Annotated in this window: 24 protein-coding genes; 20 read left to right on the forward strand and 4 right to left on the reverse strand. The window is 46.5% G+C overall.

Annotated features, from left to right (window positions below):
• The first annotated feature begins 97 nt into the window (after positions 1-97).
• The 3 genes from proS (at position 98) to floA (ending at position 3,152) form a co-directional block, all read left to right on the forward strand.
• Positions 98-1,579, forward strand: coding sequence for a proline--tRNA ligase (gene proS, locus ABD031_RS10380; RefSeq protein WP_343851087.1), 1,482 nt, complete (start codon positions 98-100; stop codon positions 1,577-1,579).
• 97 nt (positions 1,580-1,676) lie between these two features.
• Positions 1,677-2,135 (forward strand): NfeD family protein, encoded by a 459-nt coding sequence (locus ABD031_RS10385; RefSeq protein WP_343851089.1) that lies wholly within the window; start codon positions 1,677-1,679, stop codon positions 2,133-2,135.
• A gap of 6 nt (positions 2,136-2,141) precedes the next feature.
• Positions 2,142-3,152: a flotillin-like protein FloA gene (gene floA, locus ABD031_RS10390; protein WP_343851091.1), complete on the forward strand. Its 1,011-nt coding sequence runs from the start codon at positions 2,142-2,144 to the stop codon at positions 3,150-3,152.
• Between the two features lie 19 nt (positions 3,153-3,171).
• Here floA and ABD031_RS10395 read toward each other — a convergent pair whose 3' ends face one another.
• Both ABD031_RS10395 and hemA read right to left on the reverse strand, forming a co-directional pair.
• Positions 3,172-4,743, reverse strand: a complete 1,572-nt coding sequence (locus tag ABD031_RS10395) for a WG repeat-containing protein (protein WP_343851093.1) — start codon at positions 4,741-4,743, stop codon at positions 3,172-3,174.
• A gap of 84 nt (positions 4,744-4,827) precedes the next feature.
• On the reverse strand, positions 4,828-6,096 hold the full coding sequence (gene hemA / locus ABD031_RS10400; protein WP_343851095.1) for a glutamyl-tRNA reductase: 1,269 nt from the start codon (positions 6,094-6,096) through the stop codon (positions 4,828-4,830).
• Positions 6,097-6,274: 178 nt separating this feature from the next.
• Here hemA and ABD031_RS10405 point away from each other — a divergent pair, with 178 nt between their 5' ends.
• The 16 genes from ABD031_RS10405 to ABD031_RS10480 all read left to right on the forward strand — a co-directional run bounded on the left by ABD031_RS10405 (position 6,275) and on the right by ABD031_RS10480 (position 21,826).
• On the forward strand, positions 6,275-6,958 hold the full coding sequence (locus ABD031_RS10405; RefSeq protein ID WP_343851097.1) for a ComEA family DNA-binding protein: 684 nt from the start codon (positions 6,275-6,277) through the stop codon (positions 6,956-6,958).
• Between the two features lie 220 nt (positions 6,959-7,178).
• On the forward strand, positions 7,179-7,652 hold the full coding sequence (locus ABD031_RS10410; protein ID WP_343851099.1) for a type I restriction enzyme HsdR N-terminal domain-containing protein: 474 nt from the start codon (positions 7,179-7,181) through the stop codon (positions 7,650-7,652).
• A gap of 65 nt (positions 7,653-7,717) precedes the next feature.
• Positions 7,718-8,434 carry a Crp/Fnr family transcriptional regulator gene (locus ABD031_RS10415; protein WP_343851101.1) on the forward strand — a complete coding sequence of 239 codons (717 nt, stop codon included), beginning with the start codon at positions 7,718-7,720 and terminating at the stop codon, positions 8,432-8,434.
• Positions 8,435-8,467: 33 nt separating this feature from the next.
• Complete coding sequence (locus tag ABD031_RS10420) at positions 8,468-8,986, forward strand: rhodanese-like domain-containing protein (RefSeq protein ID WP_343851103.1); 519 nt, start codon at positions 8,468-8,470, stop codon at positions 8,984-8,986.
• 67 nt (positions 8,987-9,053) lie between these two features.
• Complete coding sequence (locus ABD031_RS10425; protein WP_343851105.1) at positions 9,054-9,839, forward strand: DUF547 domain-containing protein; 786 nt, start codon at positions 9,054-9,056, stop codon at positions 9,837-9,839.
• 40 nt (positions 9,840-9,879) lie between these two features.
• Positions 9,880-11,235: an NAD(P)/FAD-dependent oxidoreductase gene (locus ABD031_RS10430; RefSeq protein ID WP_343851107.1), complete on the forward strand. Its 1,356-nt coding sequence runs from the start codon at positions 9,880-9,882 to the stop codon at positions 11,233-11,235.
• Positions 11,232-12,776: a 4Fe-4S binding protein gene (locus ABD031_RS10435; protein ID WP_343851109.1), complete on the forward strand. Its 1,545-nt coding sequence runs from the start codon at positions 11,232-11,234 to the stop codon at positions 12,774-12,776. Before ABD031_RS10430 ends, ABD031_RS10435 begins: the two co-directional genes overlap by 4 nt.
• The gene (locus ABD031_RS10440) at positions 12,777-14,246 is read left to right on the forward strand and encodes a cellulose synthase family protein (RefSeq protein WP_343851111.1); all 1,470 of its coding nucleotides are present in this window, start codon (positions 12,777-12,779) and stop codon (positions 14,244-14,246) included.
• Positions 14,247-14,255: 9 nt separating this feature from the next.
• Complete coding sequence (locus ABD031_RS10445) at positions 14,256-14,948, forward strand: glycosyltransferase family 2 protein (protein ID WP_343851113.1); 693 nt, start codon at positions 14,256-14,258, stop codon at positions 14,946-14,948.
• Between the two features lie 67 nt (positions 14,949-15,015).
• Positions 15,016-15,924 (forward strand): hypothetical protein, encoded by a 909-nt coding sequence (locus ABD031_RS10450; protein ID WP_343851115.1) that lies wholly within the window; start codon positions 15,016-15,018, stop codon positions 15,922-15,924.
• A 29-nt stretch (positions 15,925-15,953) separates the two neighbouring features.
• Positions 15,954-17,258, forward strand: a complete 1,305-nt coding sequence (locus ABD031_RS10455; protein WP_343851117.1) for an MptA/MptB family glycosyltransferase — start codon at positions 15,954-15,956, stop codon at positions 17,256-17,258.
• Complete coding sequence (locus ABD031_RS10460) at positions 17,255-17,983, forward strand: DUF6503 family protein (protein ID WP_343851119.1); 729 nt, start codon at positions 17,255-17,257, stop codon at positions 17,981-17,983. The genes ABD031_RS10455 and ABD031_RS10460 overlap by 4 nt, the downstream gene beginning before the upstream one ends.
• Positions 17,984-18,136: 153 nt before the next feature.
• Positions 18,137-18,886, forward strand: a complete 750-nt coding sequence (locus tag ABD031_RS10465; RefSeq protein WP_343851121.1) for a DUF6503 family protein — start codon at positions 18,137-18,139, stop codon at positions 18,884-18,886.
• Positions 18,887-18,909: 23 nt separating this feature from the next.
• On the forward strand, positions 18,910-19,947 hold the full coding sequence (locus tag ABD031_RS10470) for a glycoside hydrolase family 113 (RefSeq protein WP_343851123.1): 1,038 nt from the start codon (positions 18,910-18,912) through the stop codon (positions 19,945-19,947).
• A gap of 107 nt (positions 19,948-20,054) precedes the next feature.
• On the forward strand, positions 20,055-20,162 hold the full coding sequence (locus ABD031_RS10475; RefSeq protein WP_343851125.1) for a YgaP-like transmembrane domain: 108 nt from the start codon (positions 20,055-20,057) through the stop codon (positions 20,160-20,162).
• Between the two features lie 260 nt (positions 20,163-20,422).
• Positions 20,423-21,826: a Gfo/Idh/MocA family protein gene (locus tag ABD031_RS10480; protein ID WP_343851127.1), complete on the forward strand. Its 1,404-nt coding sequence runs from the start codon at positions 20,423-20,425 to the stop codon at positions 21,824-21,826.
• A 196-nt stretch (positions 21,827-22,022) separates the two neighbouring features.
• Here the strand turns inward: ABD031_RS10480 and ABD031_RS10485 are convergent, their stop codons facing one another.
• A complete protein-coding gene (locus ABD031_RS10485) occupies positions 22,023-22,880 on the reverse strand; it encodes a 3-keto-disaccharide hydrolase (protein ID WP_343851129.1) in 858 nt (285 codons plus the stop codon).
• Positions 22,877-23,677, reverse strand: a complete 801-nt coding sequence (locus tag ABD031_RS10490; RefSeq protein ID WP_343851131.1) for an endonuclease/exonuclease/phosphatase family protein — start codon at positions 23,675-23,677, stop codon at positions 22,877-22,879. The genes ABD031_RS10485 and ABD031_RS10490 overlap by 4 nt, the downstream gene beginning before the upstream one ends.
• A 212-nt stretch (positions 23,678-23,889) precedes the next feature.
• Between ABD031_RS10490 and ABD031_RS10495 the strand changes: the two genes are divergently transcribed.
• A complete protein-coding gene (locus ABD031_RS10495; RefSeq protein WP_343851133.1) occupies positions 23,890-25,494 on the forward strand; it encodes a hypothetical protein in 1,605 nt (534 codons plus the stop codon).
• The last annotated feature ends 3 nt before the right edge of the window (positions 25,495-25,497 follow it).

Below are 25,497 nucleotides of genomic sequence, written 5' to 3' on the forward strand. Positions count from 1 at the left end.
TATACGGGCTGAGAATCCTGAGGTTATTCTTTTTGGATTATATTTGCCAGCCCTAAGTAAGCAAATTTAAAGATATTTTAACATTCTATCCAACCTAATGAGTAAAGGACTTCCAAAACGCAGTGAGGATTATTCCCTGTGGTACAATGAACTGGTGAAAAAAGCCGACCTGGCCGAAAACTCCGCCGTGAGGGGTTGCATGGTGATCAAACCCTACGGGTATTCGATCTGGGAAAAGATGCAGGCACAACTCGATAAAATGTTTAAGGAGACAGGTCATACCAATGCTTACTTTCCACTTTTTATACCCAAGTCATACCTGAGCAAAGAAGCAAGTCACGTCGAGGGATTTGCTAAAGAGTGTGCCGTAGTGACTCACTATCGCCTTAAAAACGCTGAAGATGGCTCCGGTGTAATTGTAGATCCAGATGCAAAACTAGAGGAAGAACTCATTGTACGTCCGACCTCTGAAACGGTGATTTGGAGTACGTACAAAAACTGGATTCAGTCCTACAGGGACCTTCCTTTGCTGGTCAATCAGTGGGCAAATGTGGTGCGCTGGGAGATGAGAACCCGCCTGTTTTTGCGGACTTCGGAGTTCCTTTGGCAAGAGGGCCACACTGCCCATGCGACCGCAAAAGAAGCAATGGACGAGACCGTCCAAATGATGAATGTGTATGCTCAGTTTGCTGAGGAATACATGGGCGTGCCGGTGGTGAAGGGGAGAAAAACCGAAAATGAACGCTTTGCCGGTGCAGATGAGACCTTGTGTATCGAGGCAATGATGCAAGACGGAAAGGCGCTTCAAGCAGGCACTTCACATTTTTTAGGGCAGAATTTTGCGAAAGCTTTCGATGTGAAATTTGCTACCAAGGAAGGTGGTCTGGAATACGTCTGGGGAACTTCCTGGGGCGTAAGTACCAGATTAATGGGGGCGCTGATCATGGCGCACTCGGATGACAACGGTCTGGTCCTTCCTCCGAAACTTGCTCCGATCCAAGTGGTTATCGTACCTATATATAGAGGAGAGGCTGAGCTGGAAGCAATCTCTGCAAAAGCAAACGAAATCATGGCGGAACTGAGAAAGGCTGGTGTTTCGGTCAAATTCGATAACCGCGATACGCACAAGCCAGGATGGAAATTTGCCGAGTACGAGTTGAAAGGCGTTCCGATAAGGATCGCTATGGGGCCAAGAGATCTGGAAAACGGAACAATTGAAATTGCGAGACGAGATACCTTAACCAAATCGACCTTTGAGTTGGCTTCGCAGCCTGTCGCCGAAAAAATTACTGGTTTGCTTGACGAGATTCAGGAAAGTATCTACAAAAAGGCGTTTGATTTCAGGGCATCCGTGACTTCAGAAGTCAATACTTGGGAGGAGTTTCAGCAGGTGTTGGAGGAAAAAGGTGGCTTTGTTTCCGCCCATTGGGATGGGACTTCGGAGACAGAAGACAAGATCAAGGAATTGACCAAAGCGACGATCCGATGCATACCGCTTGATCGAAAAGAAGAAACGGGTTCGTGTGTCTACACAGGAAAGCCCTCCGCAGGCAGGGTTTATTTTGCAAAAGCCTACTAGGATTCAAAGCCGGAAATATACTTCCGGCTTTTTTCATTTGTTCTGATAGGTTTGCCCCCCGAATCTTGTATTTTAGGCCTGATTCTTCCTCTAGGCCATGACGATTTTGATCTTATCCAGTTTGCTTTCTATCGGATTGATTTTGATTCTGATCGAAGTCTTCTTGATTCCGGGTACCACCTTCATTGGAATTATTGGGTTTGTAACCAGCCTTGCGGGAGTGTATTTTGCATTTTTGTCCTATGACAGCGGAACAGCCCTCTGGATTACGTCGATTGCGGCGATCTTAAATATCGCCGCGATTTGGTTTGGCTTTACTTCTGGCGTATGGCAACGCTTTTCACTGAAAGATACGTTGAAGGGCGGTGCATTTGATGGGCGGACAATTGGGCTGGCTGAAGGAATGATCGGAAGGGCAATTTCTGACATCAAACCCTTTGGAAAGGTGATCTTTGGCGACCAAGTCTATGAAGTTAAATCCGAGGAAGGCTTTATTGAGGTGGGAAAGACCGTCAATATTATCAAGATAGAAAAAAACAAAATTTTAGTTAAATAATACCTTATGGATCCATCTAGTTCTATGTTCTTGTTGATCATTGCTTTTGCGGGCATAGTCGTTTTATTCATTTTTCTGTACTTCGTGCCGGTGGGCCTTTGGATTACAGCCTTGTTTTCCAACGTCCGAGTAGGCCTATTGGAATTGGTCGGAATGAGATTCCGAAAAGTTCCGCCTGGTGTGATTGTCAATTCCCTCATTACAGCCACCAAAGCGGGTTTGGAATTGACAACCAGCGATCTGGAAACACACTATCTCGCGGGTGGCAATGTCCCGACTGTAATTCGTGCACTGATTTCAGCAGACAAAGCGAATATCAGTTTGACCTTTAAGCAAGCTACGGCAATTGATCTGGCCGGACGGGATGTGTTTGAAGCGGTGCAAATCTCGGTAAATCCAAAGGTGATCAATACCCCCAACGTAGCCGCTGTTGCTGCCGATGGGATTCAGCTGATTGCAAAAGCCCGTGTCACCGTTCGCGCAAATATCGCTCAGTTAGTAGGTGGTGCAGGTGAAGAAACTATTCTTGCCAGGGTAGGTGAAGGGATCGTGACGTCAATAGGCTCAGCTACCAATCACAAAAGTGTATTAGAAAATCCGGATAAGATCTCCAAGCTTGTGCTGAGCCGAGGGCTTGACGCCGGGACAGCTTTTGAAATTCTTTCGATAGATATCGCAGACATCGACGTGGGAACTAATATCGGTGCTAAACTCCAAATAGATCAAGCATCGGCAGATCTGAAGGTCGCTGAAGCGAAGGCGGAAGAGCGACGAGCCATGGCTGTGGCGCTAGAGCAGGAGATGAAAGCGAAAAACGTAGAAATGAGGGCCAAAGTGATCGAAGCTGAAGCTGAAGTTCCGAGAGCGCTGGCAGAGGCATTCCGTAACGGAACCTTGGGTGTGATGGATTATTACCGCATGGAAAATATCAAATCGGACACCTCGATGAGAGAATCGATTGCCACTTCGGATAAGGATTCGAAAGATTCAGGATCTGGGAAGTCGGAGAAAAAATAAATTTAAGAAAAAAGGGAGCCTAATTCGCTCCCTTTTTTCTTTTACCACTGATCGGTTCTTCGGCTAGAATAATCACGGGTTTATAAAGTTCCTTGACCAATAGCTGTTTTCCAGTCCAGTCAGCAACTATTTCCTGATAGTTGACCGGTATAATGACGTCTCCGTTAAGGTTCATCGCTCCGGTCAGTCCGTCTCTTTTTACGATCATAATGTTTGGGTTTTCCACCTGGATATTTTCAAATTCGATGGGCAAGAGCACTGTTCCCATATTATCCAAAAGACCTTGTTTGCCTCCTTTTTCCACTAAGAAGAATCCTTCTTTCAATCTGCAAATCCTATCAAATCCTGATTCGTTCAGGACTTCTCCGGATTTATTGAGCAGGTAGAATTGGCCCGCTGAATTGGCGATAGCAATACCTGCGGAAAAGTCCTTGATCTGATCCCATTTTGTGTCGCTGATGATTCGCCCATCTGTGCCGATCAGTCCCCAAGTACCCCCATTTCGGTATTTGGAGATCTGTTCTGAAAAAATGCCGGTCTCAGCATATTTTGGTTCGATTACCCAAGTTCCAGAGGCATTGACAAAACCGCTCATTCCATCTCGGCCTGCGGGAAACAAGCCTTCATTTCCGGCCTTGATCCAGTCCAAACCCAAAGAAGGCTGTACTTGCCATCCCTTTTTGCCCAAAAGTCCAGTTTTGTTTTCTCGAAATTTCACAGTGTAGAGCTCCTCGCCGATGAGCTGGACAGATTCCATTCCGACTGCATCCAGCAAAATCCCGTCTTCTTCCATTACGCGACGCAGTTTGCCGTGAATGTATTCAAGCATTAGATCTCCTTCTTTACTGATCCGATGATAGGAGTTGTATGCCACGTCGGATTTCAGTAGATCTCCCTTGATCAGGAGATATTGACTTTCATCGAATCCGTAGAAGTAATCTCCCCGTGTATGCTCCAATCGAGCAACGACGGGATCCATGACGTAGTCGCCTTCCAGGTTGATGATACCAAAGCCGGTGGACTCCTTCGCCAATAGATAGTCTCCGTCGTTTTCTTCAAGTAATTGGTAAGGATGCTCGGGGTCACTGGATAGGGGTAGAAAATAGCTCCCACCTCTCTGCGTGATCAATTGTCCGTTTTTTGTCAGCTTGGCTCCGTCAAGCGTACCCAAGGCCGTGGTCTTATTTTTCCCTTTGTCATATAGCCAATACGCACCGCCTTTTTTTCCCAAAAGCATGCTGATATAGGTCTGAATCTCCTCGTATTCCAAGTCGAGTGCTTGCTGGCCATATTCGTGAAAAGCGCCAATTCCGTTTGGACCTTTCACCAAGATCCATGGTGCGAGATACTGGTAGATTTGCTCTCCCTTGAGATCAACCATCGGTTTCAAATCCGGAGAGAGCATAGTCAAGCCGCTTTCACTCTTTCCGACGATCACAGTCTCGCCGAGAATCTCGATTCGGTCGTAGATCGCCCGGGATTTAAGTTTCCCTTGCAGATCATAGACTTCCCAAGTCTGCGAAAAAAGGTCGTTGGTGCAAAGAAGAAATGCGCTAGCGAGGAGCAGTAAGCGGACTGGAGGGGAAGTCATGGGGAAGATTCAATTTGGCCCAAATATAAAATGACCAAAGGATACAGTGTGAACCTTTGGTCATTTCTCAGAGGAATATTTTTTCTATTTTTCGGTTTTGATCTTTTCCAGATCAAAGAGATCGTGGATGAACTCAATCAGATCTTCGGCCTCATCTCGCTTGCATGCTGCTCTGAGCTGTACCACAGGTACTTTCAGGATTTTTTGCATCATGCTTTTGGTGATTTTGTCGATAAGCTCGTACTCGTTTTTACCGATGTTTTTGAGGTGACGACTCAGTTCTTCTTGACGGATTTGCTCCAGAGATTGTTTGAGTTTATTGATGGTAGGGGATACCATCATTTCCTTTTTCCAGCCGTAAAACTCGGAGATGCTTTCTTCAATGATCGCTTCCACTTTTGGCACTGCCGAAAGCCGCTTCTCCAATGCTTCGGACGCTTTGCTGCGAATGTTGTCCACATTATAGAGGACCACGCCGGATACATCTTCTATAGAGGTCTCGATACTTCTCGGTACCGACAGATCCACGAAAAGCTTGTAGCTCTGGATATCAAATTGCTTGACGAGTTCCTTGGTGATGAAGGGTTCGCTTTTCATGATTGAGCAGACGATCACATCTGCTTCTTTCATCGCTTCTTGGCAATTCTCAAAGGATACAACCTCAAAACCCAACTCTGCTGCAATTTGCTCTGCCTTGGATTGCGTACGATTGGTGATCTTTACCTTCGCCTCAGGGAGATGAACCATGTTTTTGGCCACATCCTCTCCGATTTCTCCTACTCCTATGAGTAGGACTCTTGGTTGAAAAATGGTGGAGGTCAAGCTGTCGATCAGCTCTATTGCGGCATAGGAAAGTGAGGCGGCGCCGTCGCGGAAAGTAGTCTCCTGAACGATTCTTTTGTTGGTGAAAAAGATCGTGTGCATCAATCGATGCAAAAAAGGCCCAGCCATATTGAGGTCGGCGGTGGCCTGATAGGATCTTTTTACCTGATTTGAAATCTGAATATCGCCAACCACCTGTGCTTCCAATCCCATGCAAACCCGAAACAAATGGGTGATAGCCTGTCGGTCGTCGTTGAAAACTTCAAAGTAATCGAGATAATTGACAACATCTGACAGTCCTTTTACCAGACCGACCAGTTTGATGATCTCGGTGCTCAAATCACGCTCGTGGCTGTAGTAAATCTCTGTTCTATTGCAGGTAGATAGAATTAAAGCATCCTCTGGGTTGAAAAATTCTTTGATTTTCAGGAGGATACTATGGATTGACTCTTCGTCCAGAGAAATTAATTCTCTGATCTGAACAGGAGCGGTTTTATGTGATAAACTTATAGCCCGAAACTTGGTCTGCATTTTTACAAGTTTTGCGATACAAATTTAATAGACTATATGGCGGCAAAGGTTTTTTCCTGGAAATGCTTTTTAATTTAGAATTTATCTAAATAAATAAAAACGATTTTACAAGGCGAATTAAATCGGTAGGAAATCAGATTCAAGATTATTAACTTATCAGTTGTTGATTTTTTAAGCTATGAAAGATCGGTTTTTTTATTGGATGAAGTTTTATCTGGGGTTCTCTGGCAAGGAATCCCGCGGGTTTTTGGTCGTGATTCCATTTTTGCTGATCCTAGGAATTATCCCTGGCGTCTTGAAATTTTTAAAAAACAGACAGGCAGAGTCTACATACATCGCCTACCTAAGTAGATTGGACAGTCTGGAAAATCTCCAAATTCAGTTGGTCGCTTCTCCGCTCCCGACCTTCAACCCCCAAGACACGGTAAAGTTGAATCGTAATCAGAAGCAGTTGGATAACCTGAACAGGATTGCTTTCTCTGAGGCCGATTCGATAACACTCCAGATTGTGCCAGGAGTTGGGCCGGGGACCGCCGGCAGAATTATCAAGTACCGTGAGCAGTTGGGCGGGTTTTATAGTCGACTTCAATTACTGGAGGTCTATGGAGTCAAGGAAGAACTGGCGCAATCGTTATGGGAGTTTTTTGATTTCGATCCGCTGATTTTTAGAAAGATCAGAATCAATGACGCCAGTCTTGATGACATTGCTTCCCATCCCTATATCAGCTACGGCGAGGCAAAGGTTCTGGTCGCTTATCGCAATCAACACGGTAGTTTTACCGCGGCTGCCGATCTCGCTAACATCAAGATTTTCAGAATGGAATGGATCGAAAAGATCAGGCCCTATCTGGAATTTAATTAAGAGGCTGCTGCTCTTCTCCCTCCCATTGGATGGATGAGACCAATTTAGGAGTTCCGGACTTTCTTGAAATTCAACCTACATCCAAGTGGAATCGAGGACCATTGTACACACTGTTTTTCAGCAAAAAAATTATTGTGACTAGTTCAGGGAGATTAAATAGGATTTGTCATAGGATCGGGTTTTTTGTTCGCGGGGACTTTTTTTTACACATCTTTGCGGCATGAATACTCAGGATCAAACAATCAATCTCCCTGGGCTGAATCTCCCTCACTTCCAACCGGAACTAAAACGTACCGACGACAAGCTTTGGATATTCGACTCCCTGAGGAAAAAGCATTTGATTCTAACTCCCGAGGAGTGGGTTCGTCAACACTGGATTAATTTTTTGATCAACCACCATGACTACCCTAGAGGTCTGTTTTCTCTTGAGAAAGGGTTGAAATACAATCAATTGACTAAAAGGACTGATTTGATTGTATTCACCAGGGAGGCCAAGCCGTACCTGCTGATAGAATGCAAGGCTCCAAGTGTCAAGATTGACGAAAGGACATTGAACCAGGCGATGGTCTATAATCAAAATCTTGAATGTCAATATCTTGTATTGACAAACGGGCTGGTTCATATTTTTCTGGAGTATTCAGAAAACCATAAAAGGTTTGTTCAGAAGAAAGACTTGCCCTCCAGTCCAAAATAGCGCTGTTTTATATGATATAAATCAGATATTCTATAAATTGATCTGCATAGACTATTCCCTGACCAATGACTAATCATCCGACCAATACACCCTGCGCGCTATGTACTAGCCGAAAATTTTCTCTTTTCTCTGATCTCCCCGAAAATCAAGTTTGTACCATCTCGGATCACAAAAATCTAATCTCTCATCGCAAGGGGCAGATTCTCTACTACGAGGGGACAAAACCCTTGGGGATTTTCTGCATCAAATCGGGGGTGGTAAAAGTTTACAAAACGGCCTCAAATGGGAAGGAGCAGATTATACATTTGGCGCAAAAGGGTGATATTTTGGGTTATGCAGCGCTTCTTGGTGAGGAAAATTATTCGAACTCTTCCAAGATAGTCGAAGATGCCAGAATCTGTTTCGTTCCCAAAGATGTTTTTATCAGTTCCTTGCATCAGAATCCAGCGTTTTACCAGCGAGTGACAAAATCACTTAGCCATGAAATTGGCGTCATGGAAGAGAAATTGACCAATGCCACACAGAAAAGTATCCGCGAGCGCCTGGCTTATGTCCTACTTCAACTCGGCAATTCGTATGGAGTCGAGGGCGGAGGAAATCAAAAAATTGACATTATGCTCAGCAGAGAGGAAATTGCCGGGATAGTCGGTACCGCTACAGAGTCGGTGATTCGGCTTCTTTCAGAATTCAAAAAGGATAATCTGATCGAACTCGAAGGAAAGAAAATCATCCTCAAAGACCGCAGAGCTTTGGCTCGACTTTCGGATTTTTACGCCGGATAGAAACTATTGCACACTTTTCGGGTTTGTATAGAAATGAGCAATTTCTCAATTGTCAGCCCGCTTTTCAGAAAAGCCCAAATATTATTTTTTGGAATTTTACTCGTTTCCCTGCCTGCATTTTCCCAATCCTCGGCGTACAAAGTCTTGCTGGAGGGACTTTATGACAAGGATTTTCCAACGGTAAAAGCGGAGCAAATCACCAACTTGTCTAACTACCAGATTCTTGACACGAGAGAAAAAGAAGAGTTTGAAGTAAGTCATCTACGCGGCGCGACCTGGGTAGGCTATGAGACTTTCGATCTCAAGGCCTGCGAAAGTTTGGACAAAAACAAGCCTGTCTTAGTGTATTGCACGGTCGGCGCCAGATCTCAGGACATTGGCAAACAACTTCAATCCGCAGGGTTTAAGTGGGTTTACAATCTGTATGGCGGCATCATCCAATGGGCAAATTCGAGCAAACCGCTTGAAGCTGAAGGCCAACCCACCGACAAAGTGCACACGTACTCACCCACATGGGGCATTTGGCTCAAACGGGGAGAAAAAGTCAATTGATCCTACAAATGTCAGTGGGTAGACAACACACCAATTTCAGTCGTCCAATATTGACTACACTGCGTAAATGAATACCAAACACGATCTCATGAATTCACTTCGGCCTTTCCTACTCGCACTCTTTTCTGTGCTGCTTTTCTCCTGCCAAAATTCAAATCTAGGTGTCGCTGGCTCTACTCCTCAAAGTCATCAGATTTGGGATCAACTGCTCAAATCGCACGTAAAACCTGACGGGACAGTCGACTACAAGGGTTTTATCCGGGACAAAGCAAAGCTCGACCAGTACCTAAAACTCATTTCGGAGAATGCTCCCGACCGGAAAACTTGGTCAAAAAATCAGCAAATGGCGTATTGGATCAATGCCTACAATGCCTTTACCGTCAAGCTGATCGTCGATAACTACCCGGTGGAAAGCATCCGAGATCTGGGTCCAAAGTTGAAAATCCCCCTGATAAAAGACGTATGGCATTACAAGTTTTTCAAAATCGGCGGCGTTGAATCCAGTTTGGATGAGATAGAGCATTCGATCCTAAGAAAGGAATTTGAGGAGCCTCGAATCCACTTTGCCATCAATTGCGCTTCGGTTTCCTGTCCGCCTTTGCTCAATGAAGCTTTCACCGCCGAAAAACTGGAAGCCCAACTGACGAAAGTCGCGACTACCTTTATCAACGATCCGAGCCGAAACAAAATCAAAGCAGATCAAGCGCAGATTTCATCGATCTTTTCCTGGTTCAAGGGTGATTTTACGAAAAAAGGAACATTGATTGATTTTCTCAATTTATATTCCAAGGTCAAAATCAATCCGAATGCCAATATTTCTCATTTGGATTACGATTGGAATCTGAACGAATAGCTGAAGCGATTTTGGTTTCTTTTTCCCAGTTTTACAATCCATGAACAAATCCAGGCACATCGTCATCATCGGCAACGGAATCTCCGGCATCACCTGTGCCAGAACGCTGCGAAAGCTGGATTCGGAAGTCAGAATCACCGTGATCTCTGGAGAGTCAAAATACTTTTTTTCCCGCACTGCCCTGATGTACGTCTACATGGGGCACATGAAGTTTGAACATACGCAGCCTTATGAGAATCATTTTTGGGAAAAAAACCGGATCGAACTCAAAGAAGCCTGGGTCGAAAAAGTGGATTTCGATGGAAAAACCTTGGTTTTTACTTCCGGTGAAATCCTCGGCTACGATACCTTGGTGATTGCCACAGGTTCCAATCCCAACAAGTTCGGCTGGCCAGGTCAAGAGCTGAAGGCCGTTCAAGGTTTGTATTCCAAGCAGGATTTGGAACTTATGGAAGCCAATACCCGTGAGGGAGTAAGCAGCGCGGTGATAGTTGGCGGAGGATTGATCGGAATCGAAATGGCTGAAATGTTGGCCTATAAGAAGATTCCCGTGGTTTTCTTAGTGCGGGAAAAAGGCTTTTGGGACAATGTCCTGCCCAAGGAAGAATCAGAATTGGTCGGGAGGCATATCCGTGAGCATCATATCGACTTACGTCTGGAGACTGAGCTGAAGGAGATCCTTTCGGACCAAAATGGGCGTGTCCGGGCTGTCGTCACGTCAAAAGGAGAGGAGATTACCTGCCAGTTTGTGGGCCTGACTGCAGGGGTGAGTCCGAAAGTCGATTTTCTAAAAAACTCAGCACTGAACGTCAACCGTGGGGTGAAAGTGGATGCTTTTTTCCAGACTAATATTCCCGAAGTCTATGCCATCGGTGACTGTGCGGAATTTGACGCTGCGCCGGCTCCGGATCGTAAAAACATTGAGCAAGTCTGGTACACAGGACGCATGCATGGGGAGACCTTGGCTTACAGTCTCTCTAAAAAACCAGTACCCTATCGTCCTGGCGTCTGGTTCAACTCGGCCAAATTCCTCGATATCGAATACCAGACGTATGGTGTTGTTCCTGCGGTCTTTGACCCTGAAAAGGTCGAAAATTTCTACTGGGAGCATGCTTCTGGCAAAGTTTGCATTCGCATACTGATGGACTTGGAAGGAAGAATTTTAGGAGTTAACAACTTTGGGTTTCGACTTCGACATGCATTTTTTGACAAAGCCATCAGCGAAAGGTGGCCAGGTGAAAAAGTGGTCGCACAGCTGCAGAAAGCCAATTTCGACCCCGAGTTTTTCGCGCCATACTACATCGAGATCCAAAAGGCCTTTTTGGCCCAATTCGGCGGAAGTTTCCGGCCCGCCAAGAAAACATTTGTCCAAAAACTATTCGGAGCCAAGGCATGAAGATGATCGAAAAAGTAGGACTGGGTTTGTTTTTGATCGGGTTGATCGCATTTCTGGTGATTCCGTTTTTGGGAAGCTATACGCTCTTGGAAGAACAGGTTTGGGAAAACACCAAAGACATTCACCAAGAGAAAATGGCGGAACTCCTAGCCCCGATGTATGGCAAGGAATATGGTTCCAACTTCTCTTTTCTGTCCGCTTTTCGCGAAAATTTCAATTCGTACAACGACCAACTGAAATCCGAGCAAGTCTGGGATCAAGTCATTTGGGACGATTACTCCTTCCCTTTGGCCAAAGCTGCCCTGCAAAGTCCGGTTCGGGATAATCCTTGGCTGTTCTTTGGAGTATCCCTTGGATTGGCCGCTTTGGGCGGGTTTTTGTACAACTTTCGTCAGCACGCGGATGAACCTGCCGGGGTCAAAAACAACGGAATTTTCCACTCTTCCATGAAAAACCGAGGGCTTCTCGGGATGCTGACTGGCTCGCTGCTGATCCTGTTTTACATCGTGTTATACTGGTTTCCGGCTTATTTGGTGAATCTGGTCTGGATGGTTAATCCTATTTCGGAGTGGCTTTCCGGCGGGCCTGCGAGTCAGTGGTTTCTGTACGGACTGATCTACACGCTGGCGATATTGGTGATGGGCGTCCGCATGTTTCGCAAGTATCGCGGCAACAAATACCAGCAGCTACGCACCGCATCGGTGATGTTTTTCCAGACGGCCTTTGCCTTCCTGATTCCGGAGATCTTGGTTTTGCTCAATCAGCCGTATTTCGATTTCAAAAACATCTGGCCGCTCGACTACGATTTCTTCTACGATTACCAGATCGACACCTTCCTGTCGAGTGGAGGAGTCGGTATGTTCATGCTCATTTGGGGAATCTTGCTGATCATCGTCGGAGTACCGGTATTCACTTATTTCTTTGGAAAGCGCTGGTATTGCTCCTGGGTTTGTGGCTGTGGAGGTCTGGCTGAGACGGTGGGAGATCCGTATCGGCAGCTTTCTGACAAGTCGGTAAAAGCTTGGAAATACGAGCGATGGATCATTCACTCGGTGTTGGTTTTGGCCGTAGTGATGACCGTTGTCACTATCGCCAACTATTTTTCCGGCTTTGCTTTATTGGGAAACGTGACCAACCAGCTACATTCGTTTTACGGCTTTGCAATCGGGTCAGTCTTCGCAGGCGTGGTCGGAACGGGCTTCTATCCCTTTATGGGAAATCGGGTTTGGTGCCGTTTCGGATGTCCTTTGGCGGCCTACCTTGGGATCGTACAGCGCTTCAAGTCGCGCTTTCGCATCACGACCAACGGCGGACAGTGCATCTCCTGCGGAAATTGCTCGACCTACTGTGAAATGGGAATTGACGTCCGCTGGTATGCGCAGCGCGGCCAAGAGATCGTTCGTTCCTCCTGCGTCGGCTGTGGTGTATGCTCGGCGGTTTGTCCACGAGGCGTGCTAAAATTGGAAAATGGCCCGGAGGAAAACCGAATCAACGAACTGCCAATTATCATTGGCAATGACTCCATCAAGATCAAGCTCTAAATGATTTTTATCTATTTCCTGTGTGTGCTCTATGGCTTGGGAATGCTGTTTATTTTCATTTACAGCCTTGCGCAGGGACACTTGTTGCTTCATTTTCTAAAATCAAAAAAAAACCACAGCCTGTCGCCGCCAAAGGCACCAAAGACTTGGCCAAAAGTCACGGTTCAGCTTCCTATTTTCAACGAACTCTATGTCGTCGAGCGCTTGATTGACGCGATAGCAAAGCTGAATTATCCCAGGGAATTGCTGCAGATCCAGCTCTTGGATGACAGTACGGATCAGACGGTAGACTTGGTCAATGAAAAGCTAAAAGAGTTTCCCGAAATTGACTTTCAATACATTCATCGAACAGATAGGGTTGGCTTCAAAGCCGGAGCGCTGCGTGAAGGCATGGAGAAAGCCACCGGAGAATTCATCGCTATTTTCGATGCGGATTTTGTCCCAGATCCAAATTTCTTGCTGAGTACGATCCCGTATTTTTCTTCGGAAAAGATCGGGATGGTACAGACCCGATGGACTCATCTCAACCGTAATTATTCTGTCTTGACACGCCTACAGGCGCTGGCCTTAGATACCCATTTTCTGATTGAGCAGACTGGGCGAAATAATCAGGGTGCTTTTATCAACTTCAACGGCACAGGCGGAATCTGGCGAAAAAGCTGCATTTACGACGCCGGCAACTGGCACGACGACACACTGACGGAAGATCTGGACTTAAGCTATCGGGCTCAACGCAAAGGCTGGCAGTTTGTCTATCGTCCAGAGATCGAGTCTCCGGCGGAGCTTCCTCCGATCATGTCCGCGGTGAAATCACAGCAGTTTCGCTGGACTAAAGGCGGGGCAGAATGTGCCATGAAACATTTCGGAAAAGTGCGTCAGGAAAATCTCCCATTCCGCGTCAAATTTCACTCCTTTGCGCACCTCTTCAACTCGGTCATCTTCATCGCGGTGCTGGTGACAAGTCTCAGTAGTATCGGAGTTTGGTGGGCGGGTGAGCAAGGCCTGATTCCGTCAAATTGGGTTCAGATTTCGGGCGTTTTTCTCGTCGGCTTTGCACTGATCGCGGGCACCTATTTGGTATCTTTTTTCTTTGAGGGGCGCTCATTTCTGAAGTCGGCATGGAGTGCCATTTGGCAATTGCCACTCTTTCTTTCTGTGTCGATGGGTTTGGCGCTGCACAACGCACAGGCAGTTTGGGAAGGGCTTTCCGGTAAGAAATCTCCTTTCATCCGAACACCAAAATTCAATCTGGAGTCCGGCAAAGAGCGGCTTTCGCTCAATAGATACCTCATTCATCGCATGCCCGTCACAACCTGGCTGGAGGGTGTTTTGGCTGTGCTTTTTTGGGGGATGGTGGTGTTGGCTTTTGTTACTGGCAATTTCCTGTTTCTCCCCTTTCATGCGATGCTCGCAGTCGGCTATAGTCTGGTTTTTGTCAAATCGTTTAATTCCTACGGCCTCGGCCGCTAGCCTAATCAGATGTCCAATTCTCCTATTATTGATGTGATTATCCCCGCGTATAACGAGGAGAAATCCATTCCAAAAGTAATCGCCGAAATCCCGGACTTCGTCCGGCACATCGTTGTGGCCAACAATAATTCCACGGATAGGACGGGTGAAGTAGCGGACGCAGCTGGCGCAGCTGTGGTTTTCGAAGCTAAAAAAGGGTATGGAAAAGCCTGTCTAACTGCAATGGACTGGATCAAAAAGCAGGAGATCCAGCCCGATATCGTGGTGTTTTTGGACGGCGATTACAGTGACTATCCGGAGGAAATGAAGGAGTTGATCCAGCCGATCTTGAATGGAAGCTCGGATATGGTAATTGGTTCGAGAGCTTTGGGACAACGGGAAAGCGGCTCGATGACTTTGCCGCAGGTCTTTGGCAACTGGCTGGCGACGACCATGATGCGATACATGCAGGGAGCCAAGTTCACGGATCTTGGGCCGTTCCGCGCCATCGTTTGGAGCAAACTTCTTGGTCTTAGCATGGTAGACCAAAACTACGGCTGGACCATTGAGATGCAGATCAAGGCCCACAAAGCTGGCCTGCGCTACACCGAGGTGCCGGTCAATTACCGCAAGCGAATCGGCGTATCCAAGGTCAGCGGGACAGTCAAAGGCGTATTTGGAGCGGGGTATAAGATTATTTTGACGATATTTAGATATTGGTAAATCAGTTGGCAGTAGTCAGTCACAGTAGGCTTTGCTACACGATGATCGATAGATTTGCAATAGAAACATGAAAATTGCCCTTTCCAAATACGGACTTATTCAATCTCTTCTACCCTTTTCGTTTGTCTCCATGCTTTTGTTTTCCTGCAGCACCTCCAGCAGAGATGGGGTGGAGGAGGAGCAGTTTGCCAAGTACTGGTATCAGGGAAAAGCCGAGATCAATGTCTTTGATCTTCAGCAAAGCCGCTATGGGGAGAATCGTCCGGGAAAGGCCGTGATGATCTTTGTGACGGAGGATTTTTCGAAGAAAAAACAGGTTAAGCTCGACAACCCGCAGGACAACGCATCGGATGCGCAAAAGGTGATGAAGCTTAATATGACCCGTGAATTCGTGACGGGTGTCTATCCCTACCATACGATGCTGTCGGTTTTTACACCGGTGTATGACGAGGCCTATTCTCCCAAAATCACCGCTTCGATGACTGAATGGTGCGGACAGTCGTTTACACAACTCAACTTCAAAAGCGGGGGGTATCAAGTAAAGCAATTTTCCTACTTTGAGTCGGAGGGGGATTTGGAATCGAAGATCAACGCCATGCCAGAAGATGAACTGTTCAACAGAATCCGGCTCAACCCGGATTTGGTAGTTTCCGGCAACCAATTGCTTATCCCAAGTTTGATTTTCCAGCGTTTCTCACACCTTCCTTTAAAGCCTGAAAACGCAGAAATATCAAAGCGCGACGCAGGTTCCAATCAAGCAGAAATCCTAGTCGAATATGCCGGCATTGGCCGAAAACTCACCATCCGATACCAACAGTTTTTTCCGTTTGAAATTATCTCTTTTGAGGAAGCTTGGACAAAGGAAAACGGCAAAACCGAAATCACCACAGCAACCCGTACCCAAATGAAAATGCTCGATTATTGGAATCAAAATGAAAAAGTCTTCGAACCACTGAGAAACGAGCTGGGACTTTGAGACCGACGATGAAGCTTGCCGTTCAGGTTATGCTAGTCATTTTGATGCTGGCAGGTGTGTATTTTTTGGGGAACCTGATACCACGAACCGACTTTCGATCCACCTTGGGGCTTTTTGTGATTCTTTTTGGGTTGATGTTTTTGATCTTCGGGCTTTCTGAAGAAAAAACTCCCTGGTTCTTTATTTTCATCGCTGGACTTTTGCTACGGTTTTCGCTTTTCCTGGCCATTCCGCAGTGGTCTGAAGACTATGCGCGCTTCCTTTGGGACGGAGAAATCCTTCGGCTCAACGAAAATCCGTATGCTGAAACACCTGCAGAATTCCTTCAAAATCACCCCCTGGAATCCTCACCGATCCTCAAGCAGCTCTTTCCGCTACTCAACTCTCCGGAGTACTATTCCGTCTATCCGCCCTTAAATCAGGGTATATTTTGGCTTTCTGCCAAAGCTGCCAATGGCTTGCTTGCCAACGGGATCATCAGTCTTCGGTTGCTGTTGCTTTTGGGGGAGATCGGTGTTTTTATGCTGTTTCTTAAACTGTTGACTGCCTTCCAACTACCGCAAAAACTCCTTTGGCTATACTGGCTCAATCCGCTCGTGATCTTGGAAATCACGGCAAACCTTCATTTCGAGGGTTTAGTTTTGCTCCTGCTTTTGGCGACCGTGTTGGCGCTGAAAAACGAGCAACCCTCTACTGCGGGGAGCTTTTGGGGGCTGGCAATCGGAGTTAAATTATTGCCACTACTCTTGCTTCCGACATTTGTCTTTTTCCCTGAGACTAAAAAGAACACGCTGTTCTGGTTTGGGAGTTTAGTCGCGGTTTTAGTCAGCTTCTTTTGGCTGCTGCTGGATTCTTCCTGGATGAATTTCTTCCAGAGTTTGACTTTGTACCAGGGTAAATTTGAGTTCAATGCCTCGGTGTATTACCTGCTTCGGGAGGTCGGATTTTGGATCTATGATTACAATACTATCGGTATGTTGAGCAAAATGCTGAGTGTGTTGACCTTGGGATTGGTGGTTTATTTTTCTTGGAAAAAGAAACCGAGCACCCTTCCCGAACTGGTGGACCTGTGGGTATTAATCTACCTCGTTTACTTGGTTTTGCAGCCAGTGGTGCATCCTTGGTACCTGATTCCCGCTTTTGGTTTGAGCATGTTGACAGGCCGGAGTACTTTTGTGATATGGTCTTTTGCGGCGATCTTTTCGTATCGAGCTTATAGCGGTGCGATTGTAGCAGAAGGTCCGCTTTTTCTCACGATTGAGTACCTTTTAGTACTTGGAGGCATCTGTCTGGATTATTTTCTCCCAAAATCAAAGCTTAATTTAAAGTCATGAAATCGCTGATTCGTCTTTTGGTAGGCGTCGTGCTGTTGACGCAATTTTCCTGCGGGGATAATCCCGAAAAACAAGCCCATGCGCTGCTTCAAAAATCAATGGAAGCCCATGGCGGAGCAGACAAGTGGGAGGAAATGAGCAGTCTGAAATTTCGCAAATGGACAAAGTTGATCAATGAAGATGGGTCGGTCGAAAGCGAAATTACTCAGCAGATGGAGTTTCGGTTCAAGCCTTATTTTGAAGGCAAAATGACCTGGACAAAGGATAGCCTGGTGCATGTCGTGACTTGGGATGGATCGCTAATGCACTACCTAATGGGAGCGAATGAAGTGAAAAACCCAAGTTTTTTGGCTTCGAAAAAGAAAGACCTAGACGCTGCATTTTATGCGGTGGCACAACCTTGGAAACTGATGGATGAGTCGGCTAAATTGACCTATGAAGGTCAAAAGACCTTGGAAAACGGGAAGCTGGTGGAAGTCATCCGAGTCGATTATGGGCCGGGCACGGATGTTTGGTACTTTTACTTTGATCCCAATTCTGCCATGCTGGTAGCCAACGAAGTGCAGACGAACGATCATCGAAGTCTAATCTATAACCTGAGCTTCGTGGAGGCCGATGGGCTACGACTTCAGGGGATCCGTGAAAGCTGGCGAGTCGACGAAAACGGCAAAAAGGTTTTCCTCAGAGCGGAGTATAGCTATACTGACTATGTCATTGCCGATTGATTTTAGGCCAACAGTCGACAGACCACGGACGACAGGTCTCTATCGAACTTTAATCGTTTTGCCAGATAAATCCCGACTTTTGACAACTGCCGACCAATCTTTGATCAGCGATTTCTTAAGTCTACTATCTTGAGTCTCAAGCTTTCTTTCCCTATGAAACTACCCTTCTACTTCTTTTTCTTTCTTTTAGCCCTTCAGTTCACCGCCTGTGATCATCGATCAGACGCCCAGAAAATCGTCGATGCATCCATTGAAGCGCATGGCGGCGAGAACTTTGCAGGCTCACAGATCGAGTTTGATTTCCGGGACAAACACTACACGATCCACAAGACACCTTCAGCTTTCGAATACATCCGCGAGTTTAGCGACTCAACCGGTACGGTCAAAGATGTGCTGAACAACGCCGGCTTTGTCCGCACCGTCAACGGCGTGAAAATCGATACACTGACCGAAGAACGAATCGGCGCTTTCTCCCGATCTGTCAATTCAGTCGCCTATTTTGCCTTTTTGCCTTACGGACTCAATGACGACGCGGCGGTCAAGACATTTCTAGGCGAAACTGAGATCAAGGGCAAAAAGTACAATATGGTAAAAGTGACTTTTGCGCAGCAAGGCGGGGGAGAACATTTCGAAGATGAGTTTCTCTATTGGTTTGGCACCGAGGACTCGCTTATGGAATACATGGCGTACAGCTACCATACCGACGGAGGGGGCTTGCGAATGCGGGAGGTCAGCGGGAAATCGGAGGTCGGCGGGATTATTTTTCAAAACTACCTGAACCTCAAGCCTGCTGATGAAAAAATTCCTGTGGAAATGATGCAAGAACTTTACCTTGCAGGAAAGCTGGAGGTACTGTCCGAGATCAATCTCGAAAATATCACCGTCCAACCGCTACCTAACTAAGACAAGAACCCAAACCCCATCCGATGAAGCCTTGGTCTAGTAAATATCTTTTCAGTACCGTCGGCTTGATCGCTTTGAGTTTTTTGGTGTGGTTTTTCATCCCTGTCGAAAGCTTGGTGGTCGCCACCGAAAAATGGAAAGGCGTGTGCTGGGTCGGCAGTAGGCAAGCACTTCGGGGAGGTGAATTTTTGGCACTGAGCGCTACTGGTGCAAATGCTCTCTCCCAGACTCCCTTCGGCTGGCAAAGTGAAAAAAATAACCCCCAGATCAATTGGGACTTGAGTAACGACAAGCGCTGGTGGGGTGAGACTCCTCGTGGGATTCAGGTGACGCTGGATTCATCAGCCAGCTACGGCATCAAAAATATGCTGAAGCCACACCTCTGGGTCCGAAGTGGCTGGGTGGGAGAGATTGAGATGGAGTCGGAGGAGGATTGGAAGACTTGGTTTGCCAATTACCAGAATTTCATCTTGGACTACGCCCGACTCGCAGAAGAGTTGAAAATGCCGATGCTGTGCGTTGGTACTGAGTTGGAGAAGACCTCGACGCGGGAGCAAGACTGGAGAAATGTGATCGCAGAAGTCAGGAAGGTTTATTCCGGCAAGATCACCTATGCCGCAAATTTCACGGAATTTGAAAAGGTGAAATTCTGGGACGCGCTGGACTACATTGGCGTGCAGGCTTATTTTCCTTTGGCCAAAGGCCATCATCCAAGTTTGGAAGAATTAAAAGACTCTTGGGAAGCTCACCTGCCGAAGGTGGAGAGAGTAGTGAGGAAATTTAAAAAAACCGTTTTGTTTACGGAGATTGGCTATTGCAATACGGCTGATGCGGCAATCGAACCCTGGGTTTGGCCGAGCGAACGCAAAGGAATCGAATTTTCCGAGGATGTTCAGGCGTTGTGTTATGAAGCATTTTTTGAAACAGCTTGGAAAAAGGAATGGCTGGCTGGTGTGTTTTTTTGGAAATGGTTTCCTGAAAAACACGATCGAGAACCTGATTTCACTCCTCAGGGTAAAGCCGCCGAAAAGGTAATGAAGGAGTACTTCACATCCAGTTGAAAATCAAAGTTCTGTGTGGCTTTTGTCGCAGATCGGAAACCTATTCAAATCTAGAATTGTCGGTATCTAATTGAATTTGCTTTTTCACCAGTTCACACAGAGAAATCATGAAGATAAACATGGGAAGGATAGATAGATCCGTTCGCTTGTTGATCGCCTCCGTCCTGAACAGCATTTACTTTTCCGGAGTCGTCACCGGCTTTGGGAGATTGTGACCTTGGTTTTCGTCGGAACTATGGTGTTAATTAGCATGGTGTGCAATTGCCGGCTTTACAGCGTATTGGGCTTTTACACTGCATCGAAAGGCACGATTGTCTGAGTTCAAGTAGAAAGTTGAAAGGCTTTGGTGACGGGTGTCCTTGAAAACAGGAGCATTTGCTTCCGGTTTTTTTATGTGCTTTCTGCGCATAGGTACGAACTTCATTTATTTTTTTGTTAAATAGCCTTCGCAAAACCAAAAAAAATACAGATAGCTATGAATCGTAGAAGAGAATTTTTGAAGTCCACCGGTTTGGCAGGTTTAGGCTTGTTCGGGGCCGGTAGCGCATTGGCCGGTGATTTTCAAACCCTGCCCATGGAGGCGAAATATGGCGCCTCCAGGGTCCAATCCTTTAACATGTGTGGCTTTGCTGCACCAAAAATCGAAACTGTTCGCATTGGGATTGTAGGCTTGGGGCAAAGAGGTCCTGGAGCGGTGGATCGTCTCAGTAAGATTGAAGGAGTTGAGATCAAAGCGCTGTGTGATCTGCGTCCTGAAAAGGCCGAAAAAGCCAAAAAGTCTCTGGAAGGTACCCCTCATAATCCCGAGCTTTATTCAGGAAACGTCTATTCCTGGAAGAAGATGTTTGACCGTCCGGACTTGGACTTGATCTACATCGCAACACCTTGGGATTGGCACGTGCCGATGGCTGTCTATGCCATGGAAGCAGGCAAACACACGGCTGTAGAGGTGCCTGCTGCCCGTACTTTGGAAGAATGCTGGCAACTGGTCGAAACATCCGAACGCACCAAAAAACACTGCATGCAGTTGGAAAATTGCTGCTATGATTTTTTCGAGTTGATGACGCTGAGAATGGCCCGCGAGGGGTATTTCGGAGAAGTTCTGCATGTGGAAGGGGCCTATATCCACGATTTGCTGGCCCTGAATTTTAACAAAGACGGCTATCAGGATATGTGGAGACTGAAGGAAAACTTCAGAAACGGCAACCTCTATCCAACCCACGGCTTGGGTCCGATCTGCCAGATTTTGAACATCAACAGAGGAGACAAGATGGACTACCTGACGTCTCTGTCCACGAATGATTTCCAGATGAAAGCCAAGGCGGAGGAATTGGCTGCGACCGATCCGTTTTTTGGATCTTATGCTTCCAAGTCTTTCCGGGGAAATATGAATACCACCGTGGTGAAGACGAACCACGGCAAGTCGATTATGATTCAGCACGATGTCACTTCGCCGAGACCCTATTCCCGATTGCATGTGGTCAGCGGCACGGAGGGCTACGCCCAAAAGTATCCCGATCAAAAAGTAGCCAAAGGCCATGGTTGGCTGAAGGACGATGAAATGAAGGAATTGCAGGCGAAGTACACGCCGGAGATCGTGCAGAAAGTCGGTGAGCTCGCAAAGCAGATCGGCGGTCACGGAGGCATGGACTTTATGATGGACTGGAGGCTGATCGATTGCCTGAGAAATGGTTTGCCACTGGATCAGGACGTGTACGATGCCGCCACTTGGAGCTGCATCACGCCGATGAGTGAGTGGTCAGTAGCCAATCGCTCCAATTCGATTGACATTCCTGATTTCACAGGTGGAAGCTGGAAAACCAACAAGCCTGTGCCCATCACGCTGGAAGGCGGCGGTACAACCAAAGTTAGAGTGTAATAGCTAAGGTCTGATCTGGCGGATTTATGACTTGGTAGTAAAAGCCAGCGATGGGTTAACCAGGATCTGAATAGATAATTGCCACAGATACACGGCTTTAATCAGTGTATCTGTGGCTTTATTGTTTTGGACGATTCACCGCGGTGGTGCTAATCCCCACTTTGAAAAATCCTGCTTCTGGAGAAGCAGGATAACTTTACTTTTCTGACAAAGCAACGGCGACTGCCTCACTCATCTTTTTCCGATCTCCTTTCATCCCGCTTAAGTCCACGACTGCTACCCGTCTAAAATCGACCGGATGACTTTCGCTTTGGAGTGAGATGTAGCCTTCTTTCAACAGCATGCCGTCAATTTTTACCGCAGGATCGACTGGGCTTACGTTGCCTCCGCCGATTTGTGGTTTGAAATAGCTGAAAACGGTATCGACACCGACCAGATGATGGACTTCTTCATCTCCCAAAACGATGAAATTTGCCGTCACCCACTGATCGCCATGGTAGGTCTGCGAGCTGGAGTTGATGCAATGCGGGGTGAAAAGTGTGTCTGCCATCACGACGTTTGTGCCGGGGGTGCAGAGGTTGCAGGTCGTTCGCGGATCTTTCCCGTTGCCGCCAAGAAACTGCGCTTCGATGGAGATCGGGAAATTTTGATCTTTAAGCATCGTCTTTGGATCTTGAGAATGTAGCATTGCACCGCTGTTTCTCAAAGCCCAACCTTCGCCTCCCGGACATTGCTCACCGACGAAGCGATATTCAACCTGCAGCAAGTAGTAGGAAAATGGTTTTTTGTAGAAAATATGCCCGTACTGTTGCTCAAACTGGGTATATCCGTCATACCGCACTTTTATCAAGCCATCTTCTACCCGAAAGGTATTTGCAAAATTTTCGTCCAAATCGTGGGTGCGGATTTTAATCGACCAGTCCTTAATGTCTTTTCCGTTGAATAGTGAAATCCATTTGGTTTTGGTAGGTCTATTTGCGCTAAGAGCCGTGAAGCCGGCTACGAGCAGGAGCAACAAAGCTACAATTGGGAGGTAAGTTTTTGATTTATTCATTGCTTGGGATTTTTGATTGGTCTGAGTACAGCCCAGACGGGATAGTGATCTGAGAAAGAAATTTGATCCAGTACTTTGTAATCAACTAATTCAAACTTGCGGGAATCATACCAAATGTAGTCGATTCTTCCACCATTTTCTGGTGTTCCGTAAGTGTTTTGAGGATTTCCCGCCTCAGCACCGGCTTCTTTCCAGTGCTCCGGGATTCGCTGATATTCCGGAGAATCAGGGGTGAAATTCAAGTCCCCAACCCAGATCACCGGCTTGTCCAGCGAGTCTGCATACGCGATTATTGAATCCACCTGGGCTATTCTGTTTTCCTCAAATTGATGGCATAGATGGGTAGCACCGAAATAAAACTCCAGATTGTTTTTGGCCATTGATTTTACCCATGCCATCGCCCGAGGTTCACCGCCAGCCGGGATGGGCAGATTGATGGTATGGTAATTGGTTCCGCTTTTTGCCAAGATTCCTTCTCCGTATCCGCCTCCGTCATAGTCCATTGCTTTGCCAAAATAACTTTGATATCCGCTGCGCTCACCCAGTTGGCTGACATAGTCAATCGGCTTTTCATTGAACCGCGACGACCTCGCTGTCATGCTGTCGACCTCCTGCAGCGCAATGACTTCTGGCTGCAATTGAATGAGGAGATTGGAAATTTCTTCTAAATTGGAGACTGAGGGACGGTCGGCTCGCTCCCCATGGAGGATGTTATAGGTTAAGATTTTGATCTCCTGAGCGGAAAGTGGAAATGCAAGCAGGGAGCTTAGGGTCAAGACGAAAAGAAATTGCTTCATAGCCAAATGTATAAAATAGTGTTTTACTCCTGCCGCCATAAATCATAAAGCAACAAGAAATAGATAGTTTGTTGGTGTGGATTCCTGAAAATTTATTGCAAAGTAAACTCATCGCTAAACAGCAAAAACAGAATTTTTGAAATGGAAAAACAATCACCGAAAACAGTTCGATTTGAATCTTTTTGCCGAGTTTTTAACAAAGCCGGGCTGAAATGAAGATCTTAAAAATAGCCGCGATCGTTTTTGGGTCACTTTTAGCCCTAGCAGGAATGGCGGTCTATGTAGGAGTAAACTGGGTCAACGAAAACCTAGAATCACTGATTAACGCTAATCCAGACCGTACCTACGATATCAACTTCGAAGAGGTGGACTTTAACTATATCCGTCGGGTGATTTTTATCGAAGAGGTAAAAATCAGTCCTGTCGGTGGAAAAAAAGGGGTTTTTGTAGATGGGCGGGTTGAGCAGGTGGCATTGAACAAGCTCAACCTATGGAGACTTTTTCTTCATCAAGAGTTGGTGCTGGAAGAGCTCGTTTTTGTGGAGCCTCTACTCGTGGTCTACGTCCCTGAGGAAAATCCCGATAAAGAAAGAGCCGGTGAAGGACTCAAGAACCTTTTTGGTGATATCCTTTCGCGCGGGAAGATTGAAAATTTTGAACTTGGCCAAGCCAGTGTCCAGCTGATGAAGAACGGGGATCAAATCGGAACTCTGAATAATTTAAATATTCTCGCTTCGGAGCTTGAAACAGACTCACTGAAGTGGGAAAAGCCTATTCCGTTTGATTACGGGAGGATTTTTATTTCGATTGACGGCATGGATCACGAGTTGCCCAATTCGCAGCGCTTTTCGGTCGGAAAGGTGGAGTTTGATACGAGGACTCAGGAGCTGACGCTTGTAGGATTGTCCTTGAAGTTTCCGGACGGGTTCAAAGCTGCCTCGAGTCAAATGGAGTATCAGATTGATTTGATCGAATTTGAGCTGGATTCGATGAGATTTTCAGGTCTCGAGGCCAATAGCAACCTGTATTCAGATCCGGATGTCAGGGCAGGGAAGCTAGAGCTTTCGGGGTTGGTTTTAAAAGACTTTAGGGATAAAAATCTCCCGAGACCGCATGACGATATCAAGCCACTGTTTCAGGGAATGGTCATGAAAATCCCTTTCCCGCTAAAACTAGACACTTTGAGTGTCTTGCATAGCAGCGTTATTTACAGCGAAGCCGTGCCGGATTCGGATGAGATTTGGGAGTTTCACTTGGATCATCTGAATGGACAGTTTGTCAACATCACCTCTATTCCCGAATACCAGTCCAGATTAAACCTTTTCGAAGGGGATTTTACTGCGAAAATAAACGGTGCCGGATCGATGGTAATAGATTTTGACATTCCCTATAGCAGAGATGAATTTGATCTCAATGTCGAACTCACTGATTTTCCGCTCTCCAAAATCAACGAAATCCTAAACCCGATTATGAACGGGGAGATAATATCCGGAGATCTGCATCGGCTATCTCTCCACATGCAGGCGGATTCGATGAAAGCCACCAATAAATTTGTCTTTGACTACACCGACCTGAAATTCAATCTTTTCAAGAAAGAGTCTCAGGAGAAAAACAAGGTTATGTCGACTGTCGCCAATATCCTGTTGAAAGAGTCGAATATGCCCGGTGAAAACAACTACACCCTGCCTGAGTATAGTACAGAGCGTAACCGACTTCGTGGACCGTTTCATTTGATCTGGAATGGCACCAAGGAAGGAATGTTGCTGACGATACCTGGAGGCGCGGCTCAGACTATTCTCAATCCTGCGAAAAAGTAAAAA

The organism is Algoriphagus jejuensis (assembly GCF_039523455.1).
In the GTDB taxonomy this organism is placed as follows: Bacteria; Bacteroidota; Bacteroidia; order Cytophagales; family Cyclobacteriaceae; genus Algoriphagus; species Algoriphagus jejuensis.